This window comes from Paraferrimonas sedimenticola, from assembly GCF_002282855.1.
Classification (GTDB): domain Bacteria; phylum Pseudomonadota; class Gammaproteobacteria; order Enterobacterales; family Shewanellaceae; genus Paraferrimonas; species Paraferrimonas sedimenticola.
Map to the genome: position 1 here is coordinate 268,207 of NZ_NRIR01000005.1, position 17,716 is coordinate 285,922.

A 17,716-nucleotide genomic window follows, 5' to 3' on the forward strand; every position below is an offset into this window, starting at 1 on the left:
CCATGAATCGCTATTGGCTGGGGCTAGTCTTCGTCGATTAAGCCATCCAGCTGTTGTTCTAATTTGGCAATGTTGCTTGCCAGTTTTTCTGGGTCAACGTGATAGCGGCCTTCGGCAATTGCTTGCTTGATCTCGGCAACTTTCGCGCTGTTAATCTCCGGTTGAGCGTTCAAGCTCACCTGAATATCTTGTAATTTTTTCGCCTGCTCGCTCACCTCGACTTTATCGCTCGGGGTCGCGGCACTCGTGCTAGCTGCTGGGCTGGCGCTAGATTTCGCGCTGGACTTGTTGTCGCTGGCCGAGCTGATTTTGCCGTTGTGGCTTGGCGTTAAGCGATTGATGTCTATGGCCATAACAGGCTCCTTAGGTACAATTTATAGCGATTCAGGCTTTATATCGGCGGCACTGTAGAAAGCTTTAGCTTTTTTTACAGATGAGTTTTATAGCCGAACCTGCACCTCGCCAACCTTGCGTACCACGGCTTCGACAAGTTTGCCCGAACGACTGTTTTTTACCCGCACTGTGTCACCGATATTGCCATCGCTGACGCTTTGCCCTCGAGTCCGTAATTGTAAAGTGCTTGCAGCGGCAATAATAGTCACTTGATCACCCTGACACACATAGCACAGGGATTGAGAGAATACCGGTTGGTCTTGGTTTAGGCGTCTTTTTAAGCGAACGCCTATTAACTCATCGATATTCTGAAAAGTGCCGCCGCGCAATTTGTGCTCAGCCAAGTAACCCAGCTTTAAATCGTCTTTTGTTAAAATATGACCGGCGACCAAAGGCTTAGTTACTATGATTGCAGGATAAAGGGTATTTACTCGCACTTTTACGTACAGGTGCCAATCGCCATCGTTGGCTTGATCCGCCTCACGACATTCGACCTTTAGGGTATTGTGTCTTGAAATTTGTCTGTTAGCAGGTAGCTTAGCCTGATACCCTAATGGGCAATCGACCAGCTGAGAGCGAGGATCAATCGGAAGAACCTTGACGTCAGCAATGGCTCCCTGAGACAAATCTAGCTTCTGCTCGACAAAGTCTTTAGCAAACGCTTCGAGTGCCGATAAACGGTTATCGTTGTCGGATGCAGCCATGGCATTGAGTCCAAAGCAGCAAACAAGGACGGAGAAAAGTTTAAGAAAGCCGGTGCGCATGAAACGTGTATTGCCTTTTGTACGACGCCAAATTACTAGCGTCACTACTTTTGACGCTTGGCCGAGATAATAATAAAGATAAGCAAGATGCGTGCCCGACTCGGCGCGCCGTATGATTGAGTATTCCGGTGGCATGCAAACCCCTTCGATAAAACCCGTGGCAGAAATCAGTCACTCCATGTATTTGGACTTTTGCCGATTCTTAGAGCAGCACTCAGGCATTGTATTGGGTGAGAGCAAACAGTATTTGGTGCGCAGCCGTTTGGCGAGCCTTGCGCAGCAAGAATCTTTTGGCTCCATCGAAGATATGTTATCTCAGGTAATGCGGAACGGGCGTTCCGCGCTGCGCAGTCAAGTGATTGACGCCATGACAACCAACGAGACTTTCTGGTTTCGGGATACCTTTCCCTATCAATTGTTGTCGGACACCTTGCTACCAGAGTTTCGTCAGTTAACGCGACCGGTGAAAATCTGGTCCGCCGCCTGCAGTTCGGGCCAAGAGCCTTTCTCTATGGCAATGATCATCGACGAGTTTAAACGAGCTAACCCTGGCTTGTTAAAACAGGACCCGAATATTCTAGCCAGTGACATTTCTGAAAGCATGTTGTCTCAATGTCGCGAGGCCAGTTACGACGGTTTAGCGGTATCTCGAGGCTTGTGTAGCGAGCGCTTGCAACGCCACTTCAAACAGGGCACTGATGGGCGTTACTTGGTAAATGCCAACTTGCGAAAATACGTCGAGTTTCGCCGTCACAACCTAACCGATTCGAGCTTGTTATTGGGCAAGTTTGATATCGTATTCTGTCGCAACGTACTGATTTATTTTTCTGCGGAAACCAAGCGGTTGATACTGCGGCAAATCGCTGCCGCTTTGCAGCCAGGTGGCATTCTTGTACTGGGCTCAAGTGAATCCCTTGCGGGTATCAGTGACGAGTTTAAGATGATCCGCGCTTCGAGCGGCTTTTACTACCAAAAGCAGAGCTAGTCTGATTTTCCTACCAAATTGAGTTGAAAAACTGGATAGAAAAGCGTCGCTTAGTCGGCGCTTTTTTGGTTTTTGGCACACGCTTTGCTTTTGTTCTGACATTACCGATTAGCGTCAAAGGTTTTATTTCAGAGCATGGCAATTAACTTCGACAAAGCGCTTGGCATTCATCAACACAGTTTGGGCCTTAGAGCTCAACGCGCTGAAGTGTTGGCGAGCAACATCGCCAATGCCGACACGCCAGGTTACAAGGCTCAGGACTTAGATTTTCAGCAAGCGTTGCGCGCGGCGACTTCGTCAACGAGTGCGCCCGTTGGCTTGAGCGCCACCGACCAACGCCATTTGGGTCTAGACGGCAATCTTTCGCCGCATCTGAAATATCGCACGCCAAATCAGGCGGATACTGGCGACGGTAACTCGGTAGACGTTCAAAAAGAACGTAACGAATACGTGCGTAATGCCATGGAATATCAAATGAGCTTTACCTTCTTAGACAGCAAGTTTTCTGGTTTGCGTAAAGCCATTAGAGGTGATTAATCATGAGCCTATATAACATCTTTAACGTAGCCGGCAGCGGCATGAGCGCTCAATCCGTGCGCTTAAACACCACGGCCTCAAACATTGCCAATGCAGACTCGGTTTCTAGCAACACGGAAGAAACTTACCGCGCTCGCCATCCGGTATTTGCCGCCGAGCTTCAACAAGCGATTGGCGGTCAGACTAAAGGTATGGGCGTGCAAGTCAAAGGCATTGTGCAAAGCGACAAGCCACTGACTCGCGAGCACGCGCCGGATCATCCTCTGGCAGATACTGACGGCTTTATCTACAAGTCAAACGTCAATGTAGTAGAAGAGATGGCCAATATGATCAGCGCATCGCGCTCGTACCAGATGAATGTCCAGGTGGCCGATTCCGCCAAGACCATGCTGATGCAAACTCTGCGCTTAGGTAAGTAAGGTTAGATTATGAATATCAATGAATTAAGCAATTTAACCGCCAACAATGCATCAGGTACCAACAACAATGGCACCAACTCGACCAATAACAACCAAAGTCTGACTCAAGAAGATTTCTTTGCCTTGTTAACTCAGCAGTTGTCGATGCAAGACCCGTCCAACCCAGTTGACAACGACCAGATGATTTCGCAAATGGCTTCGTTCGCGACGGTTGATGGTATCAACCAGCTAAACGGTGAAATTGCCAACCTAAACAGCATCATGACCTCAAGCCAAGCGCTGCAAGCTTCAAGTTTGGTCGGTCAGAAAGTATTGATTCCTTCCGCATCCGGTTACATCGGTGATGGCAATACCAGCATTAAGGGCGTGGTCACTCTGCCGTCTGGTGGCGAAGCCAACAAGGTTCGTGTGGAAGACGAGAACGGCCAATTGGTGGCCTTTGTGGATATTCCAGCCGGCAAAGAAGGTAACGTCGACTTTGAGTGGGATGGTTTGGATAGCGAAGGTAACGCAGTGGAGCCTGGCATGTACACCTTCAAAGTCGAAGGTACTGTGGATGGCGAGAGCCAAGAACTGCCAGTATCGACTTACGCGCACGTTTCTAGTGTGTCTCTGGGCACTCCAGAAACCGGTGCAATCCTGAACTTACGCGGTATTGGCGGTGTGTTGTTAGGTGACGTCCTAGCAGTAGCCGAATCATAACGAAAAGAATTTACGCATTTAGCAACATAGGGGATAACTATGTCTTTTAACATCGCTCTAAGTGGTATCTCAGCCAGTCAAAAGCACCTGAATACCACGGCAAACAACATTGCCAACGTGAACACTTATGGATTTAAAGGCTCACGTGCGGAATTTGCTGACGTATACGCCAGCTCAATGTTTTCTAACAGTCGTACCAATACAGGTGGCGGTGTAGCAACTTCTTCAGTAGCGCAGCAGTTCCAACAGGGCAGCTTGGTTCGCACCAACAACTCGTTGGACATGGCAATTTCAGGCAACGGTTTCTTTGTGACCTCAAATGGCGATGGTCAGGACTTCAATTTCACTCGCGCTGGTGCCTTTAAGCTCAACAGTGAAAACTTCATCGTTGACTCGGCAGGTAACTACCTCCAGACCTTCCCAGTCGACCAAAATGGCGCGTCAACTTCCATCAGCTTGTCGACCACTCAGCCGCTGCAAGTGCCTGATACTGCGGGTAATCCAATTAAGTCCACGGCGTTGGATATTGGCATGAACCTGAATGCTGGCGACGATTACCACGACCCAGCGAACTTCGATCCTGATGACCCATCGACTTACAACAACTCAACCTCAGCGACGATTTACGATTCGCTGGGTAACCCACATGTGATGACCACTTACTTTGTTCGACCTGAAGGTGGCTCAGTCAACGGTGAGAACCAATGGGTGGCTTTTTACGCGGTTGATGGCAAGCCGGTGAACGTTGACTCTGCGGGCAGTTATACCAAGGATGATGGCGCTGGCGGCACTACCACTGAACCCGCTTCAGACGGCAACGGCTGGGCCGGTGCGGTAGTGACTTTTGATGACAATGGCGTTTATCAAGGCACTAACCCGGCGAATATCAAAACCGTGGAGCTAGGCGCTAACGGCGCAGGTATTCTTGGCGCAGGCGCCGACGGTACTCAAACTCTAGACATTAACTTCAGCAACCCAACTCAGTTTGCGGCCAATTTTGAAGTGACTCGTTTGAGCCAGAACGGCCAAACCGTGGGTCGTTTGACCGCACTGGAAATCGGTTTGGACGGTTTGGTAAAAGCCACTTACTCCAACGGCAGTGAAGTACCTTTAGGTCGTGTCGCTCTGGCGCGGTTTAACAACGAGCAAGGCTTGGCGCAAGTCGGCAACAGCTCGTGGAAAGCCAGCTTAGATTCGGGCAACGCATTGGCAGGTGAAGCCGGTTCTGGAACCTTTGGTGCGATTAACTCCGCCAGTCTTGAGCAAGCTAACGTCGATTTGACCTCTGAGCTGGTTGACTTGATTAGTGCTCAGCGTAACTTCCAAGCCAACTCACGAAGCCTAGAAATCAACAACACCCTACAGCAGACCATTCTACAAATCCGCTAATGGGTATGGCCGCCTCGGGGTCTTCTCGGGGCGGCAAGCTTTTGCCTATCCTTCCGCACGATTGCCGCCTCGAACAAATAGTAACCAAACAAACCTCCCGCAAGCCCCTGAAGCCACTGGGTTTCGTTAATTGGCACAGCTGTTGCAATTACCTTGTTAATAACACCAAGCGACAGCGAATAATTGACGGAGAGTGCGGTGGACGACTATCTCTACATCGCCATGAGCGGCGCCAAGCAAAACTTCAAGACTTTAGCCCTACGCGGTAACAATTTGGCTAACGCCAACACCGACGGCTTTAAGGCGGAAATTGCTCAGGCCCGGACCTTACAGGTTTATGGCGAAGGACATGCCAGTCGCGCTTTTGCGGTAACCGAAAGCCCAAGCGCCGACTTTACCCCAGGTGTGCTGCAAACCACAGGTCGCAATTTAGATGTGGCGATCAATGGCGACGGCTTTTTTGCCGTACAAGGTGGTAACGGTGATGAAGCCTATACCCGCAACGGTAGCCTGCGCTTTGACCCAACCGGTATGCTGACCAACAGCCAAGGCCAGCCCATGCTTGGCGACGATGGCCCAATTTTCTTGCCGCTACCGATTCAAAAGGTGGATATCGGTCAGGACGGCACCATTACCGTACGCCCGCAAGGTGCACCAGCTGAGGCGTTAGAGCAGGTAGGCCGATTAAAAATGGTTAAGCCTAATGTCGGTGATTTATACAAAGGCGAAGACGGTTTGTTTCGCCAAAAAAATGGCGTGGCAGCCTTGCCTGACGCCACGGTCAGACTGCAAAGCGGTGCCATTGAAGGCAGCAACGTTAATGCCGTCGCCGAGATGGTCGGTCTGATTGACCTACAACGACAATTCGAAATGCAAATCAAGATGATGAAAACCGCGGAAGAGAACGACCGCAGCGCATCTAGCTTGATGAAGATAGGATAATAGGAGCAACTCATGCACCCAGCGTTATGGATTAGCAAAACTGGCTTAGACGCACAGCAAACCAATATTTCTACCATTTCGAACAACGTGGCCAATGCCAGCACCATTGGTTTTAAGAAAGACCGCGCCATGTTTGAAGACTTGTTGTACCAAAACATCAACCAAGCCGGTGGCATCAGTGCGCAAAATACCGAGCTGCCGGTTGGCTTATCACTAGGTGCCGGTGCCAAGGTAGTAGCCACTCAAAAAATTCACAGCCAAGGCAACATGCTAACCACCAATAACAGCATGGACCTGATGATCGACGGCAAGGGCTTTTTCGAAATTGAAATGCCAGATGGCAACATTGCCTATACCCGTGCCGGCCAGTTTACCCTAGATAACGAAGGGCAAATGGTGACACCTAGCGGCTATGTAGTGCAGCCGGCGATTACCATTCCAGAAGATGCCCAGAGCGTTACCGTGAGTGCCGAAGGTGAAGTGTCGGTGGCGATCCCTGGTCAGGCGGAAAACCAAATTGTTGGTCAGCTAACCATCTCTGATTTTGTCAATCCATCGGGCCTTGAGTCCATGGGGCAGAATCTGTACCGCGAAACTGGCGCTTCGGGTGCGCCGATTCAAGGGACTGCCAGCCTGGATGGCATGGGCGCGATTCGCCAAGGCGCGTTGGAAACCTCGAATGTGAACGTCACCGAAGAGCTGGTGAACCTGATTCAATCGCAGCGTGTGTTTGAGATGAATTCCAAGGTGATTTCATCGGTTGACCAAATGCTGTCTTACGCCAATCAGAACCTTTAATTAGGAGCTCCGTGATGCGAATTGGATTAGTTCTTGGAGCCTTGGCATTAGTTGGATTGGCGGGTTGTACTTCAACTGCTAACAACAAGCCATTGCCTGATGACCCGCACTACGCGCCTGTGTTTCCTGAGCAGGTGCAAGAGCCTGTGGTGGCCACTGGGTCAATTTTTCAGACTAGCCAAGTCAACGAGTTGTATTCGGATCTGCGTGCTCACCGCGTGGGTGACATAGTCACCGTGGTACTGACCGAGCAAACTCAGGCCAGTAAAAGCGCGAACAATAAGATTGATAAATCCAATTCGGGTCAAATCGGGCCGGTTACCAATGGTGGCGTGCCTGTGACCATCAATGGCCGTCCTATTGATTTGGGGTATTCCGATAGCTTCAACAATACTCGTAAAGCGGGTGCGGGGCAGAGCAACAGCTTGTCGGGCAGCATTACTGCTCACGTAATGCAGGTGCTGGAGAACGGCAACCTAGTCATTCGCGGCGAGAAATGGATCACCATTAACAATGGTGACGAGTTCATTCGTCTGACCGGTATTGTGCGTCCTCAGGACATCAATACCGACAACAGCATATTGTCGCCTCGAGTGGCGAACGCTCGAATTCAATATTCGGGTACCGGGACCTTTGCCGACTCTCAAAAATCGGGTTGGTTGAGTAAATTCTTCATGAGCGGATGGTGGCCATTCTAATGCGCTGGTTTCAATGGATTGCTTTAGCCCTAGTAAGCGTGAGCCTGCAAGCCCAGGCGCAACGCATTAAAGACATTGCCGACATTCAGGGGGTTCGCGACAACCAACTGATTGGTTACGGTTTGGTGGTGGGTTTGCCTGGCACTGGCGAGAAGACTCGCTACACCGAGCAAACCTTTAAAACCATGTTGAAGAACTTTGGCATCAACCTGCCAGAGAACGTACGGCCAAAAATCAAAAACGTTGCCGTGGTTGCAGTACACGCCACTATGCCGGCCTTCATCAAAACCGGACAAACCGTCGACGTTACTGTGTCTTCCATCGGTGAAGCGAAGAGCCTTCGCGGTGGTAGTTTGTTGCAGACCTTTTTAAAAGGGGCTGATGGCAATGTTTATGCCATCGCTCAAGGCAGCTTGGTCGTCAGTGGGTTCAGCGCTCAGGGCCTTGATGGCTCGAAAGTGATGCAAAACACCCCAACGGTAGGTCGCATTCCCAATGGTGCAATTGTGGAGCGCACGGTTGCCTCGCCATTTCAAACCGGCGATAGCTTAACCTTTAACCTACGCCACCCGGATTTCTCCACCGCCAAGCGCTTAGCGGATGCCATCAACGGCTTGCTAGGACCTGGTATGGCCCATGCGCTAGATAGTGCTTCGGTACAGGTCAGTGCACCGCGCGATCCCAACCAACGCGTATCTTATCTGGCGACCTTAGAAAACATCGAAGTCGAGCCTGCGCGAGAGTCCGCCAAGGTTATCGTTAACTCACGCACTGGCACCATTGTGGTTGGTAGTGATGTACGTTTGCTGCCAGCGGCTGTGACCCACGGCGGCTTAACCGTGACCATCGCCGAGTCCGAGCGCGCCTCGCAACCGAATCCTTTTGGTGCCGGCGAGACGGTAATTACTCAAGATTCGACGATTGATGTGGCTCAAGAAGACAGCCGTATGTTCCTGTTTGACCCAGGCGTTACCCTCAACGAATTGGTTCGTGCGGTCAATCAAGTGGGCGCGGCGCCATCGGATGTGATGGCCATATTAGAAGCGCTGAAGACCGCTGGTGCTTTACACGGCGAACTGATCATCATCTAAGCCGAACATTTAAGCTGAATATCTAAGCCGAATACCTAAGGGAACAGAGGTCAGGGAATGAACAAAATATCGGAAAGCCAGCACTATATGGATTTAGCTGGTTTAGATAAATTGCGCTCCCAAGCCAAAGACAATGACCCACAAGCCCTGCGAGCTGCCGCCGAGCAGTTCGAGGGCTTATTCATGCAAATGGTGCTTAAAAGCATGCGTGAAGCTAACGCGGCTTTTGAAAGCGACAGTCCTTTCAATACTCAATACACCCAGTTTTACCAGCAGATGCACGACCAACAAATGTCGGTGGACCTCAGCCAAAAAGGCAGTTTGGGTTTGGCGGATTTGATTGTTACCCAGCTCGGTGGCGGCAGTGCCAATTTTGCGCCGGCAAGTAGTCTTCGCGGTGGCCTTGATAGTCAAACCGTCATGGCTCCGGCAGTGGTTAAACCTTCTGAGCAAGTGGCTGATACTAAAAAGCTTTCAGAGGAATCTAAACAAGCCTCTGTGCAAGCTGAAGCTAGCCCTCAAGCCACGGGCTTCTTTGACCAAGCCGAAGACTTCATCAACCAGCTTACCCCTATGGCTATCGAGGCCAGCCAGAAACTTGGCACATCACCTGCATTGCTATTAGCGCAGTCGGCGCTGGAAACTGGCTGGGGACGTAAAATCGTAAAACGCTCCAACGGTGAATCCAGCTTTAATCTTTTCAATATCAAAGCCGACCGTCGATGGAATGGAGATAAGACCCAAGTGGCCACCTTAGAATTTGAGCAAGGCGTTGCGGTGAAAAAACAAGCCGACTTTCGCGCCTACCAAGGGTTTCAGCAAAGCTTTGACGATTTTGTCAGCTTTTTGCAATCCGGCTCTCGCTACCAGTCGGCTCTGGATAAAGCTGCCTCTCCGGGCGAATTCATCGACGCCATTCATCAAGCCGGTTATGCCACCGACCCGAACTACGGGGACAAAGTGAAAGGCCTGATGGAACAAATTACTCGCCAATTCGGCGGCAAGTTTTTGCCCGAGGCTGACCAATGAGCGACTTACTGAATATTGGCCGTAGCGGATTGCTCGCGGCGCAGCGCCAACTGGGCGTGACTTCCAATAACATTGCCAATGCCAACACGGCAGGTTATCACCGTCAGGTGGCAGAACAACGCTCGATTGGCTCGGATTTTATTGGTGGAGCGTTTCAAGGTGCCGGCACTTATGTGTCTGATGTAAAACGCATTTACAATGAGTTTGCGACCAAAGAAATGCGTATTAGCCAGAGTAATCTGAGCTATTCAGAAGCCAAGTACACCAAGCTTAATGAGTTGGACCAACTCTTCTCGTTAACCGGCAAATCCGTGCCGAATGCCATCAACGACATGTTCGATGCCTTTAACAAGCTAGGCGACTTGCCTAGTGATCCTGGCATGCGCACCAATTTGCTGAGCAACGCCGATCGCGTCGCTCAGTCGATTCGCTCTTTGAGCAGTCAACTGGACGTTCAATACAACAACACCAACGATCAAATTCGAGCCACTGCGGATCGCATTAACGACATCAGTAAAGAAATTGCTGACATCAATACCAAGTTGATGGGGCAGCAGGTGCAGGACCCCGCCCTGCAAGACCGACAAGAACAGCTGATTCAAGAGTTATCGCAATACACAGATGTTAACGCTGTGCCGCTGGAAAACGGTGCTAAAAGCATCATGATTGGCGGCTCGGTGATGCTGGTATCCGGTGAAATTCCAATGCAGTTGGGTGTCACTGACGGCGACCCATTTGGCGATGAAATTGGTCTCACAGTAACTTCAGGTGGACGTACTGTCAGCGTTGATGGTGCACGACTGGGCGGGCAAATGCAGGCGCTGTTTGAGTATCGCGACCAAAGCTTGGTCCCAGCCAAAATGCAGCTAAGCCAGTTGGCTGCGGGTATTGCCGGTGCTATCAACGAAGCGCAACGCAACGGCTTTGATTTGAACGGCCAAATCGGTCAGGACATCTTTAGCGACATCAATAGCCCTGAATTGTCATTAGGGCGAGTGGGCGGTTACTCCGAAAATACTGGTAACGCCCAGCTTAGCGTCAACATCGACGACTTCAGCCAATTGGGCTCGGGCAGTTATACCTTGAGCTTTGAAGCTGGCCAGTATCAGTTACTCAATAAAACCAGCGGTGAGCAAATTCCCCTGACGCCTGACCCGAATGACCCGTCGCGCCTAATTGGCGGTGATGGTTTCAGCATTCGCATTGACGCTGGCGCCATGAACGACGGCGATCGTTTTGAAATTCGTCCCGCCGCCGGTATTTCTAGCGCGCTAGAAGTCACTATGACCGACCCAGATGGCATCGCCGCGGCAGGATACTCAATCGAAGCTGACGAGAACAACAGCGGTGCGACTCTGGGCGTTTTGGGTGTTGATAGAACCGCGAACAACTTTCCCACCGCCGATTCGCCTCTGACCTTAACTTTTGATGCCAGCAACGGTACTTACACCGCCACCGACAAAGACGGCAATACGGTGAGCAGCGGTCCTTATACGCCACCAAGCCTAACGGTGGCTGGCGTAACGTTAGCCGTGCCAAACGATTTGAAAGATGGTGACAGCTTCACCTTGGATATGTCCTTTGGCGAGGGCGATAACAGCAATGCGCTGGCCATGGCGGGCTTGCAAACCGACAAAATCATGAACGGTGGGCGGCAAACCTTTGTCGATGTATTTAACCAAACTATCAACTCAGTTGGTGCCCAGACCAAGCGTGCTGCCGGTGAGGTGGAGAGTGCTCAAGCTTTCTACAACCAGGCTTACACTCGCGTTCAGTCAGAATCTGGCGTCAACCTTGACGAGGAAGCTGCAAACCTAATGCGCTTCCAGCAGGCCTACCAAGCCTCAGCTCGTTTAATGAGTACTGCTTCTGAGCTGTACGACACTTTATTTAACTCGCTGCGATAGGATGAATCATGCGTATTTCCACTAATCTGCTTTATTTCAATTCGCACTCGCAGCTGTCCAAGACGCAGAACCTGCTCAACCAAACCATGGAGCAATTGGCCACAGGTAAAAAGGTGAACACCGCCGGTGATGACCCGATTGCGGCAATTGCAATTAACAACCTTAATCAGCAAAACCGCTTGGCCGAGCAATACTTGAGCAATATTGATTACGCTCGCAATCGCTTGAGTTTGAACGAAGCCAAGATGGGTGAAGCCGATAGCCTACTTAACAATGTCAAAGAGCTGATGCTCCGCGCCAACAATGGCCAACTGACCGCTGACGAGAAAGGGCTGTTGTCCGATGAAATGAATAATTTGGTGGACGAGTTAGTTGCGATTGGCAACACCAAAGACGCCAGTGGTAATTACGTGTTTGGCGGCCACCAACAAGGTGAAGCGCCGTTTGTGCGTCAAGCGGATGGCACTGTGGTATTTCGCGGCGATGCGGGCAAGCTCGAAGCGCTAGTCGATGATGGCGTTCGCATCGATACCTCAACGTCCGGCCTAGATATGCTGATGCAAATTGCCAACCCAAGCGGTGATTATCGTGCCAGTTACGACGCGGGCAATACTGGGGATGGTTTCTTGGAGTCGGCAAAGATCACCGATCCGGCAAACCACACGGCAGACGATTTCCGCTACCAGTTTGTTGGCGATGGCAGCGGCGGCATGGAATTGCAGGTACTGGACAGTGGCGGCAATACGGTGCACACCCAATCGCCATTCGACCCGTCGCAACCGTTGAAATTCAACGGTATGGAAGTTCAGTTCAGCGGAACGCCAGAAATCGGTGATGTCATCGATACCACGCCTGGCAGCAGTTTTGATGTGTTCTCTTCGCTAAATCAAGCGATAGACCTGCTTAACGCGGATCCTGGCTTGGAATCACCCGCGGGTCAAAAAGAGTTGGCACAGCTTTTGAATGATATAGACCAAGGGCTTGCGTCCATTCATCTAAAGCGGGGTGAGTTTGGGAACACTTTAAAGAGCCTTGATTCATTTCAACAAGCGCATGAGGAAACGCGGTTGTTGAATGAGACAGCACTTTCGCCTTTGCAAGACGTTGACTATGCAGAAGCTATAACGCTGTTTGAGCAACAAATGTTGGCGTTGAACGCCGTAAACAACACTTTTTCGAAAGTGAATACAATAAGTTTATTTAACTATATCTAAGTGCAGCCAAGGGTTTTGAAAGAAGTCAGGCGGCCACAAAAGGAGTCTCGCGGATGGCAATTACAGTAAATACGAATGTCACTTCAATGTTGGCACAAAGAAACCTGAATAGCGCCAATGGTTCAATGCAGCAAGCGATGGAGCGATTGTCTAGCGGTTTGCGAATTAATTCAGCAAAAGACGACGCTGCCGGCTTGCAAATTGCCAACCGATTAACCTCACAAATTCGAGGTATTGATGTGGCGATGCGAAATGCGAATGATGGCATATCCATAGCGCAAACCGCTGAAGGTGCTATGCAAGAGTCAACCAACATTCTACACCGCATGCGCGATCTGGCATTACAGGCTGCGAACGATTCAAATGGTACTGCTGAAAGGACTGCCATTGGAAACGAAATTTCTGCTTTGAGCGCTGAATTAACTCGAATCTCTGAGAAAACTGAATTCGGTGGAGTTAAACTTCTTGATGGATCTTATACCGGAAAGTCCTTTCAGATTGGAGCGGCTTCTGGTGACACTATTGGATTGAGTATAGGAGACTTTGACTCAACTGCTCTCGGAGTGAACGCTCTTGACGTATCCGATGCGACAAATGCGGGGGCGGCGATCACGGCAATTGACACAGCAATTGGTACTATCGACACGCAGAGGTCCACGCTAGGTACATTCCAAAATCGGTTGTCACATACGATAAATAACCAAAGCAACATTCAAGCGAATGTAGCTGATGCCCGAAGCCGAATTCAAGACGTGGATTTTGCCAAAGAAACAGCCGAGATGACAAAGCAGCAAGTGTTACAACAATCGGGGTCTGCCATGCTTGCGCAGGCAAACCAGATTCCACAATTGGCACTTTCGCTACTGCAATAGCATTTGATCTAGCCAGGAAATAACGACCCATATGGGTCGTTTTTTTATTGAAAAAAGATCTAAAGGTTTTCTTTTAGGGGCCGTTAATAGTTTTGAACCGAACGTGAATGGCCTGCAAAAACATCAATTTATTCAGGCTCTTTGATTCAAGCTAAAAGGGAAAATCAAAATGGCTATTACTGTAAATACCAACGTAACTTCCATGTTTGCTCAGAAGAACCTGAATAACGCAAACGGCGCAATGCAACAATCGATGGAGCGCCTTTCTAGTGGGCTTCGCATTAACTCTGCCAAAGACGATGCAGCTGGTCTACAAATTGCCAACCGCTTAACCTCACAAGTAAGAGGTATCGATGTGGCAATGCGAAATGCTAATGATGGTATTTCAATAGCTCAAACCGCCGAAGGCGCTATGCAGGAATCAACCAACATTCTACATCGCATGCGTGACCTGGCTCTGCAAGCCGCAAACGACTCAAACGGAGCAGATGAGCGCACCGCCATCGGCAACGAAATCACTGCTTTAGCCTCAGAATTGACTCGAATCGCCGACAAAACTGAGTTCGGTGGTGTTGCTCTTATTGACGGTTCATTTACATCTAAATCATTTGCCATCGGTGCATCATCGGGCGATACCTTGGCGTTAAGCATTAGTGACATCGATGCAGCTGCTTTGTCTGTAGATTCATTAGATGTAACCGATGCGAGTGCAGCTGCGACTTCAATCACTGCGATCGACGACGCGATCAAATTGGTTGATGGTCAGCGCGCGACTTTGGGTTCATTTCAAAACCGATTGAGCCACAGCATCAATAACATGTCTAATATCCAAGCCAACGTAGCCGATGCGCGTAGCCGTATCCAAGACGTTGACTTTGCCAAGGAAACTGCAGAAATGACCAAGCAGCAAGTACTGCAACAGTCTGGTTCTGCGATGCTAGCGCAAGCTAACCAAATCCCACAATTGGCTCTATCGCTACTGTAACAGACCCAAGGTGGAATCTATCGCGGAGCCGTGCACTAAGCGCGTCTCCGCTTTTTGTTTTTCGGTGGCAAGGATTTGCCGCCCGGCAATAGAGCTAACTATCAAGCCGGAATCATTAGGGAAACTGGAGGCTTTATGGAAATTAATCAGGCCGCTGCCGCGAGTAGCAACGCCAGCTTGTTGACTAAGCCGAATCTAGAAGCGCAAGCCGCTCAAGCCAAGCAGCAAGAGCTGCCAGAGCAAGCAAGCGTTAGCTCGGTGGAAGCCAACCAAGCAAAGTCTGGCGCCGAGTCTCGTGAACAGGTGGATTTGGAACAAATCGTGCATGAGATGGCAGAGTTTGTAGAAATGATACAAAAGGGGCTGAGTTTTGGAATTCACGAAGCCTCCGGAAAGCAAACAATCGCTGTCATTGATACGGATACGGGAGAGGTGATAAGACATATCCCTTCTATTGAAGCTTTAGAGCTAGCCCAAAAGTTGGCCGATGCTCAAGGATTACTTTTAAACGACGAAGCATGATTATACTAAGAGGTAACGCATGGCATTGACCGCTACGGGGATGGGGTCTGGGTTAGATATTAACGCTATTGTAAGCAGTCTAGTGAATGCGCAAAAAGCCCCTAAAGAAGCCTCTTTTGACGCTCAAGAAAGTGGCCTGAAAGCCCAGATATCTGCTTTTGGTAATTTAAAATCTACTCTAGCTAAATTTAGCGAATCGTTGGAAAGCCTCAGTAAAGCTAGCTTTTTTTCTTCTTCCACCGCCGAGCTCAGCAAAGATGGATTTTTTAGCGTAACTACTTCAGAAAATTCGACTCCAGGAAGATACCAAGTAAAGGTTAATCAATTGGCATCTCAACACAAAGTGGCTTTAAATGCGGTGAACGACGTTACTTCACCAGTTGGAGAAGGTACTGTCACTTTAGGAGTTGGAGGCGAGAACTTTGACATTATTGTCGGACCGACGGATTCCCTACAGGACGTGATGCGAGCAATTAATGATTCTCCTGAAAATTCTGGTGTCCAAGCTAGCATAGTAAATAGCGATGAAGGTGCCCGGTTAGTATTAACCTCAAGTGAGACCGGAACTTCAAACGCATTAGAAATCTCAGCTACAAACTCTGGATCGGGTACTTCTCTCACGGACTTATTCGGTAGCCAAAGCGACAACCAATCCCCTAGTACTAGTAAGCTAACCCAGTTACAACAACCATTAGACGCAATTATCGAAATTGATGGATTAGTTGTTACCTCTTCGACGAACAAAGTCGATAACGTTATTAATGGAATTAGTTTAGATTTGACGGAGACAACGGGCGGCGAACCAGTCTGGATTTCGGTCGCTAAAGATCAGGAAAAAATTACCGAAGCTCTTGTTGCATTCGTTGATGCATATAATGAGATACAGGACTTGATTTCAAAAGACAGTAGTTATAATGCCGAAACTGAAAGCGGTGGACCACTGCAGGGTGATAGCTTAGTCAGGGGCCTGTCATCCCAATTAAAATCTCAGGTCATGAACCTAGTTGACGGGAAGGCATTGTCTGAGTTTGGAATTACTAGCGATCGATATGGCAAGTTGGAAATAGACGAAGGCAAAATGGCTGCAGCTCTGGAAGACGGGCAGCTTGATCCCGCCCACTTTTTCGCTAATTCAGAGGATGGGCTTGCAGTAGGGTTTAACGAGCTTCTTGAACGATACACGCAAACTGGCGGATTGTTAGATGGTCGAGACAAAAGCCTAAATGGACAAATCGATAGAATTGACGATCAACGCGAAGATTTGGCCTACAGGATGGAAGCTCTGGAAGCCAGGCTATATAAGCAGTTCAACGCTATGGATTTGATAGTGAGTCAGCTAAATGCACAAGGCGCCTCTTTGCAAAGTCGTTTTGACTCACTGCCTGGATTGGTGCGGACATAATGCAGTCACTTCTTGAACATTTGGAACAGACTAATGTGTGGTTGGAACGTAATTTTCTCAACCAGGATTTACCAGAGGAACCTGAGGCCTATTTGCTGGAATTACAAAAGCATCTGGCCGTTCGTTCGAATTGTCTAAACGAACTGGTTAGCCAAGGGATTTTGGATGAGCAACTGGCCGAGCACATGGCCTTTAACAAGGCGTTGAGCGAGTGGGCGGTGAAGCAAAAAATGGCTTCCGCCGCGGCATTGCATCGTCTTAAAAAGGGTGCCAATACCCAAAAGGCCTATCAGGCTGTCGCCAACGCTAGATAATTCCGCATTACACACACCTTTGGCCTGATAATTGCTTTAGTTAGTAGTGATATGTCAGGTGACAAATAAGAGCCAAACGCGCTATCTCAATTGATGCGATTTGGCCAATGGGGTTTCGCCCCACTAATCACTTATTCCAACGTTGGAAACTAAGGATAGAGGAAATCATATGAGAGGATCGTTGCAAGCCTATCGCAAGGTCGACATCGAAAGTCAGGTGGCGGCGGCTTCGCCTCATCGCTTGGTACAAATGCTGTTTAATGGCGCGTTAGAGCGTCTAGCACGCACTCGTTATGCCATGGAGCAAAACGATATGGCGCTGAAGGGCGAACAGCTCAATAAGGCGCAAGGCATCATTTCTGGTCTACGCGGCAGTTTGGATATGGAGCAGGGTGGCGAGATCAGCCAAAACCTGGATGCGCTGTACGACTATATGACTCGTCAGTTGGCGGCTGCGAATATGGCCAATGACGTAAATATCATTGACGAGATTAGTGGCTTGCTGCGTGAGGTTAAAGCTGGTTGGGATGCGATTCCGGCGGATATGCATCATAAGTAACCTCTGCAAGTTTGCTTCCTAATTCCTTCGTCGTGCTCAGTCGTGCTCGCGAAACCCTGTCATTCTCGCGAACCCCTGTCATTCGCGCGAAAGCGGGAATCTACCTAACTGCTGGTTAGCAAGTGGCTAGATTCCCAATCAAGTTGGGAATGACAAGCGTGAGTTGGGAATGACAAGCGTGAGTTGGGAATGAC

The 17,716-nt window shown here is 49.6% G+C and carries 20 protein-coding genes; 18 read left to right on the forward strand and 2 right to left on the reverse strand.

The genetic code is table 11. From position 1 onward, the window contains the following. Nucleotides 1–23: 23 nt before the first annotated feature. Both flgM and flgA read right to left on the reverse strand, forming a co-directional pair. Entirely contained in the window at nucleotides 24–353 is a 330-nt protein-coding gene (gene flgM, locus CLC93_RS10775) for a flagellar biosynthesis anti-sigma factor FlgM (RefSeq protein ID WP_095505965.1), read from the reverse strand. 87 nt (nucleotides 354–440) lie between these two features. Next, nucleotides 441–1,097 (reverse strand): flagellar basal body P-ring formation chaperone FlgA, encoded by a 657-nt coding sequence (gene flgA, locus CLC93_RS10780; protein ID WP_245837143.1) that lies wholly within the window; start codon nucleotides 1,095–1,097, stop codon nucleotides 441–443. A gap of 172 nt (nucleotides 1,098–1,269) precedes the next feature. On the opposite strand from flgA, the gene CLC93_RS10785 reads away from it, so the two are divergent. The 18 genes from CLC93_RS10785 to fliS all read left to right on the forward strand — a co-directional run bounded on the left by CLC93_RS10785 (nucleotide 1,270) and on the right by fliS (nucleotide 17,522). Further along, nucleotides 1,270–2,142, forward strand: coding sequence for a CheR family methyltransferase (locus tag CLC93_RS10785; RefSeq protein ID WP_425439848.1), 873 nt, complete (start codon nucleotides 1,270–1,272; stop codon nucleotides 2,140–2,142). 135 nt (nucleotides 2,143–2,277) lie between these two features. Beyond that, on the forward strand, nucleotides 2,278–2,679 hold the full coding sequence (flgB, locus tag CLC93_RS10790) for a flagellar basal body rod protein FlgB (protein ID WP_095505967.1): 402 nt from the start codon (nucleotides 2,278–2,280) through the stop codon (nucleotides 2,677–2,679). 2 nt (nucleotides 2,680–2,681) lie between these two features. After that, nucleotides 2,682–3,098: a flagellar basal body rod protein FlgC gene (gene flgC / locus CLC93_RS10795; RefSeq protein WP_095505968.1), complete on the forward strand. Its 417-nt coding sequence runs from the start codon at nucleotides 2,682–2,684 to the stop codon at nucleotides 3,096–3,098. A 9-nt stretch (nucleotides 3,099–3,107) separates the two neighbouring features. Next, a complete protein-coding gene (locus CLC93_RS10800) occupies nucleotides 3,108–3,800 on the forward strand; it encodes a flagellar hook assembly protein FlgD (protein ID WP_095505969.1) in 693 nt (230 codons plus the stop codon). A gap of 39 nt (nucleotides 3,801–3,839) precedes the next feature. Continuing rightward, the gene (flgE, locus tag CLC93_RS10805) at nucleotides 3,840–5,189 is read left to right on the forward strand and encodes a flagellar hook protein FlgE (RefSeq protein WP_095505970.1); all 1,350 of its coding nucleotides are present in this window, start codon (nucleotides 3,840–3,842) and stop codon (nucleotides 5,187–5,189) included. A gap of 198 nt (nucleotides 5,190–5,387) precedes the next feature. Then, nucleotides 5,388–6,131 carry a flagellar basal-body rod protein FlgF gene (flgF, locus tag CLC93_RS10810; protein ID WP_095505971.1) on the forward strand — a complete coding sequence of 248 codons (744 nt, stop codon included), beginning with the start codon at nucleotides 5,388–5,390 and terminating at the stop codon, nucleotides 6,129–6,131. A 12-nt stretch (nucleotides 6,132–6,143) separates the two neighbouring features. Continuing rightward, the gene (gene flgG / locus CLC93_RS10815) at nucleotides 6,144–6,929 is read left to right on the forward strand and encodes a flagellar basal-body rod protein FlgG (RefSeq protein WP_095505972.1); all 786 of its coding nucleotides are present in this window, start codon (nucleotides 6,144–6,146) and stop codon (nucleotides 6,927–6,929) included. A gap of 14 nt (nucleotides 6,930–6,943) precedes the next feature. Next, a complete protein-coding gene (flgH, locus tag CLC93_RS10820; RefSeq protein ID WP_095505973.1) occupies nucleotides 6,944–7,627 on the forward strand; it encodes a flagellar basal body L-ring protein FlgH in 684 nt (227 codons plus the stop codon). Then, nucleotides 7,627–8,718, forward strand: coding sequence for a flagellar basal body P-ring protein FlgI (locus CLC93_RS10825; RefSeq protein WP_095506036.1), 1,092 nt, complete (start codon nucleotides 7,627–7,629; stop codon nucleotides 8,716–8,718). The genes flgH and CLC93_RS10825 overlap by 1 nt, the downstream gene beginning before the upstream one ends. 57 nt (nucleotides 8,719–8,775) lie before the next feature. Next, entirely contained in the window at nucleotides 8,776–9,747 is a 972-nt protein-coding gene (gene flgJ, locus CLC93_RS10830) for a flagellar assembly peptidoglycan hydrolase FlgJ (RefSeq protein ID WP_095505974.1), read from the forward strand. Continuing rightward, the gene (flgK, locus tag CLC93_RS10835) at nucleotides 9,744–11,654 is read left to right on the forward strand and encodes a flagellar hook-associated protein FlgK (protein ID WP_095505975.1); all 1,911 of its coding nucleotides are present in this window, start codon (nucleotides 9,744–9,746) and stop codon (nucleotides 11,652–11,654) included. Before flgJ ends, flgK begins: the two co-directional genes overlap by 4 nt. A gap of 8 nt (nucleotides 11,655–11,662) precedes the next feature. Beyond that, on the forward strand, nucleotides 11,663–12,868 hold the full coding sequence (gene flgL / locus CLC93_RS10840) for a flagellar hook-associated protein FlgL (RefSeq protein ID WP_095505976.1): 1,206 nt from the start codon (nucleotides 11,663–11,665) through the stop codon (nucleotides 12,866–12,868). A gap of 53 nt (nucleotides 12,869–12,921) precedes the next feature. After that, nucleotides 12,922–13,740, forward strand: coding sequence for a flagellin N-terminal helical domain-containing protein (locus CLC93_RS10845; protein WP_095505977.1), 819 nt, complete (start codon nucleotides 12,922–12,924; stop codon nucleotides 13,738–13,740). Nucleotides 13,741–13,909: 169 nt separating this feature from the next. Further along, on the forward strand, nucleotides 13,910–14,725 hold the full coding sequence (locus CLC93_RS10850; RefSeq protein WP_095505978.1) for a flagellin N-terminal helical domain-containing protein: 816 nt from the start codon (nucleotides 13,910–13,912) through the stop codon (nucleotides 14,723–14,725). Nucleotides 14,726–14,860: 135 nt separating this feature from the next. Then, nucleotides 14,861–15,247 (forward strand): flagellar protein FlaG, encoded by a 387-nt coding sequence (locus CLC93_RS10855; protein WP_095505979.1) that lies wholly within the window; start codon nucleotides 14,861–14,863, stop codon nucleotides 15,245–15,247. A 19-nt stretch (nucleotides 15,248–15,266) separates the two neighbouring features. Continuing rightward, nucleotides 15,267–16,649, forward strand: coding sequence for a flagellar filament capping protein FliD (fliD, locus tag CLC93_RS10860; protein ID WP_095505980.1), 1,383 nt, complete (start codon nucleotides 15,267–15,269; stop codon nucleotides 16,647–16,649). Then, nucleotides 16,649–16,963: a hypothetical protein gene (locus tag CLC93_RS10865; RefSeq protein ID WP_095505981.1), complete on the forward strand. Its 315-nt coding sequence runs from the start codon at nucleotides 16,649–16,651 to the stop codon at nucleotides 16,961–16,963. Before fliD ends, CLC93_RS10865 begins: the two co-directional genes overlap by 1 nt. A 169-nt stretch (nucleotides 16,964–17,132) precedes the next feature. After that, nucleotides 17,133–17,522 carry a flagellar export chaperone FliS gene (fliS, locus tag CLC93_RS10870; protein ID WP_095505982.1) on the forward strand — a complete coding sequence of 130 codons (390 nt, stop codon included), beginning with the start codon at nucleotides 17,133–17,135 and terminating at the stop codon, nucleotides 17,520–17,522. Nucleotides 17,523–17,716: the final 194 nt, after the last annotated feature.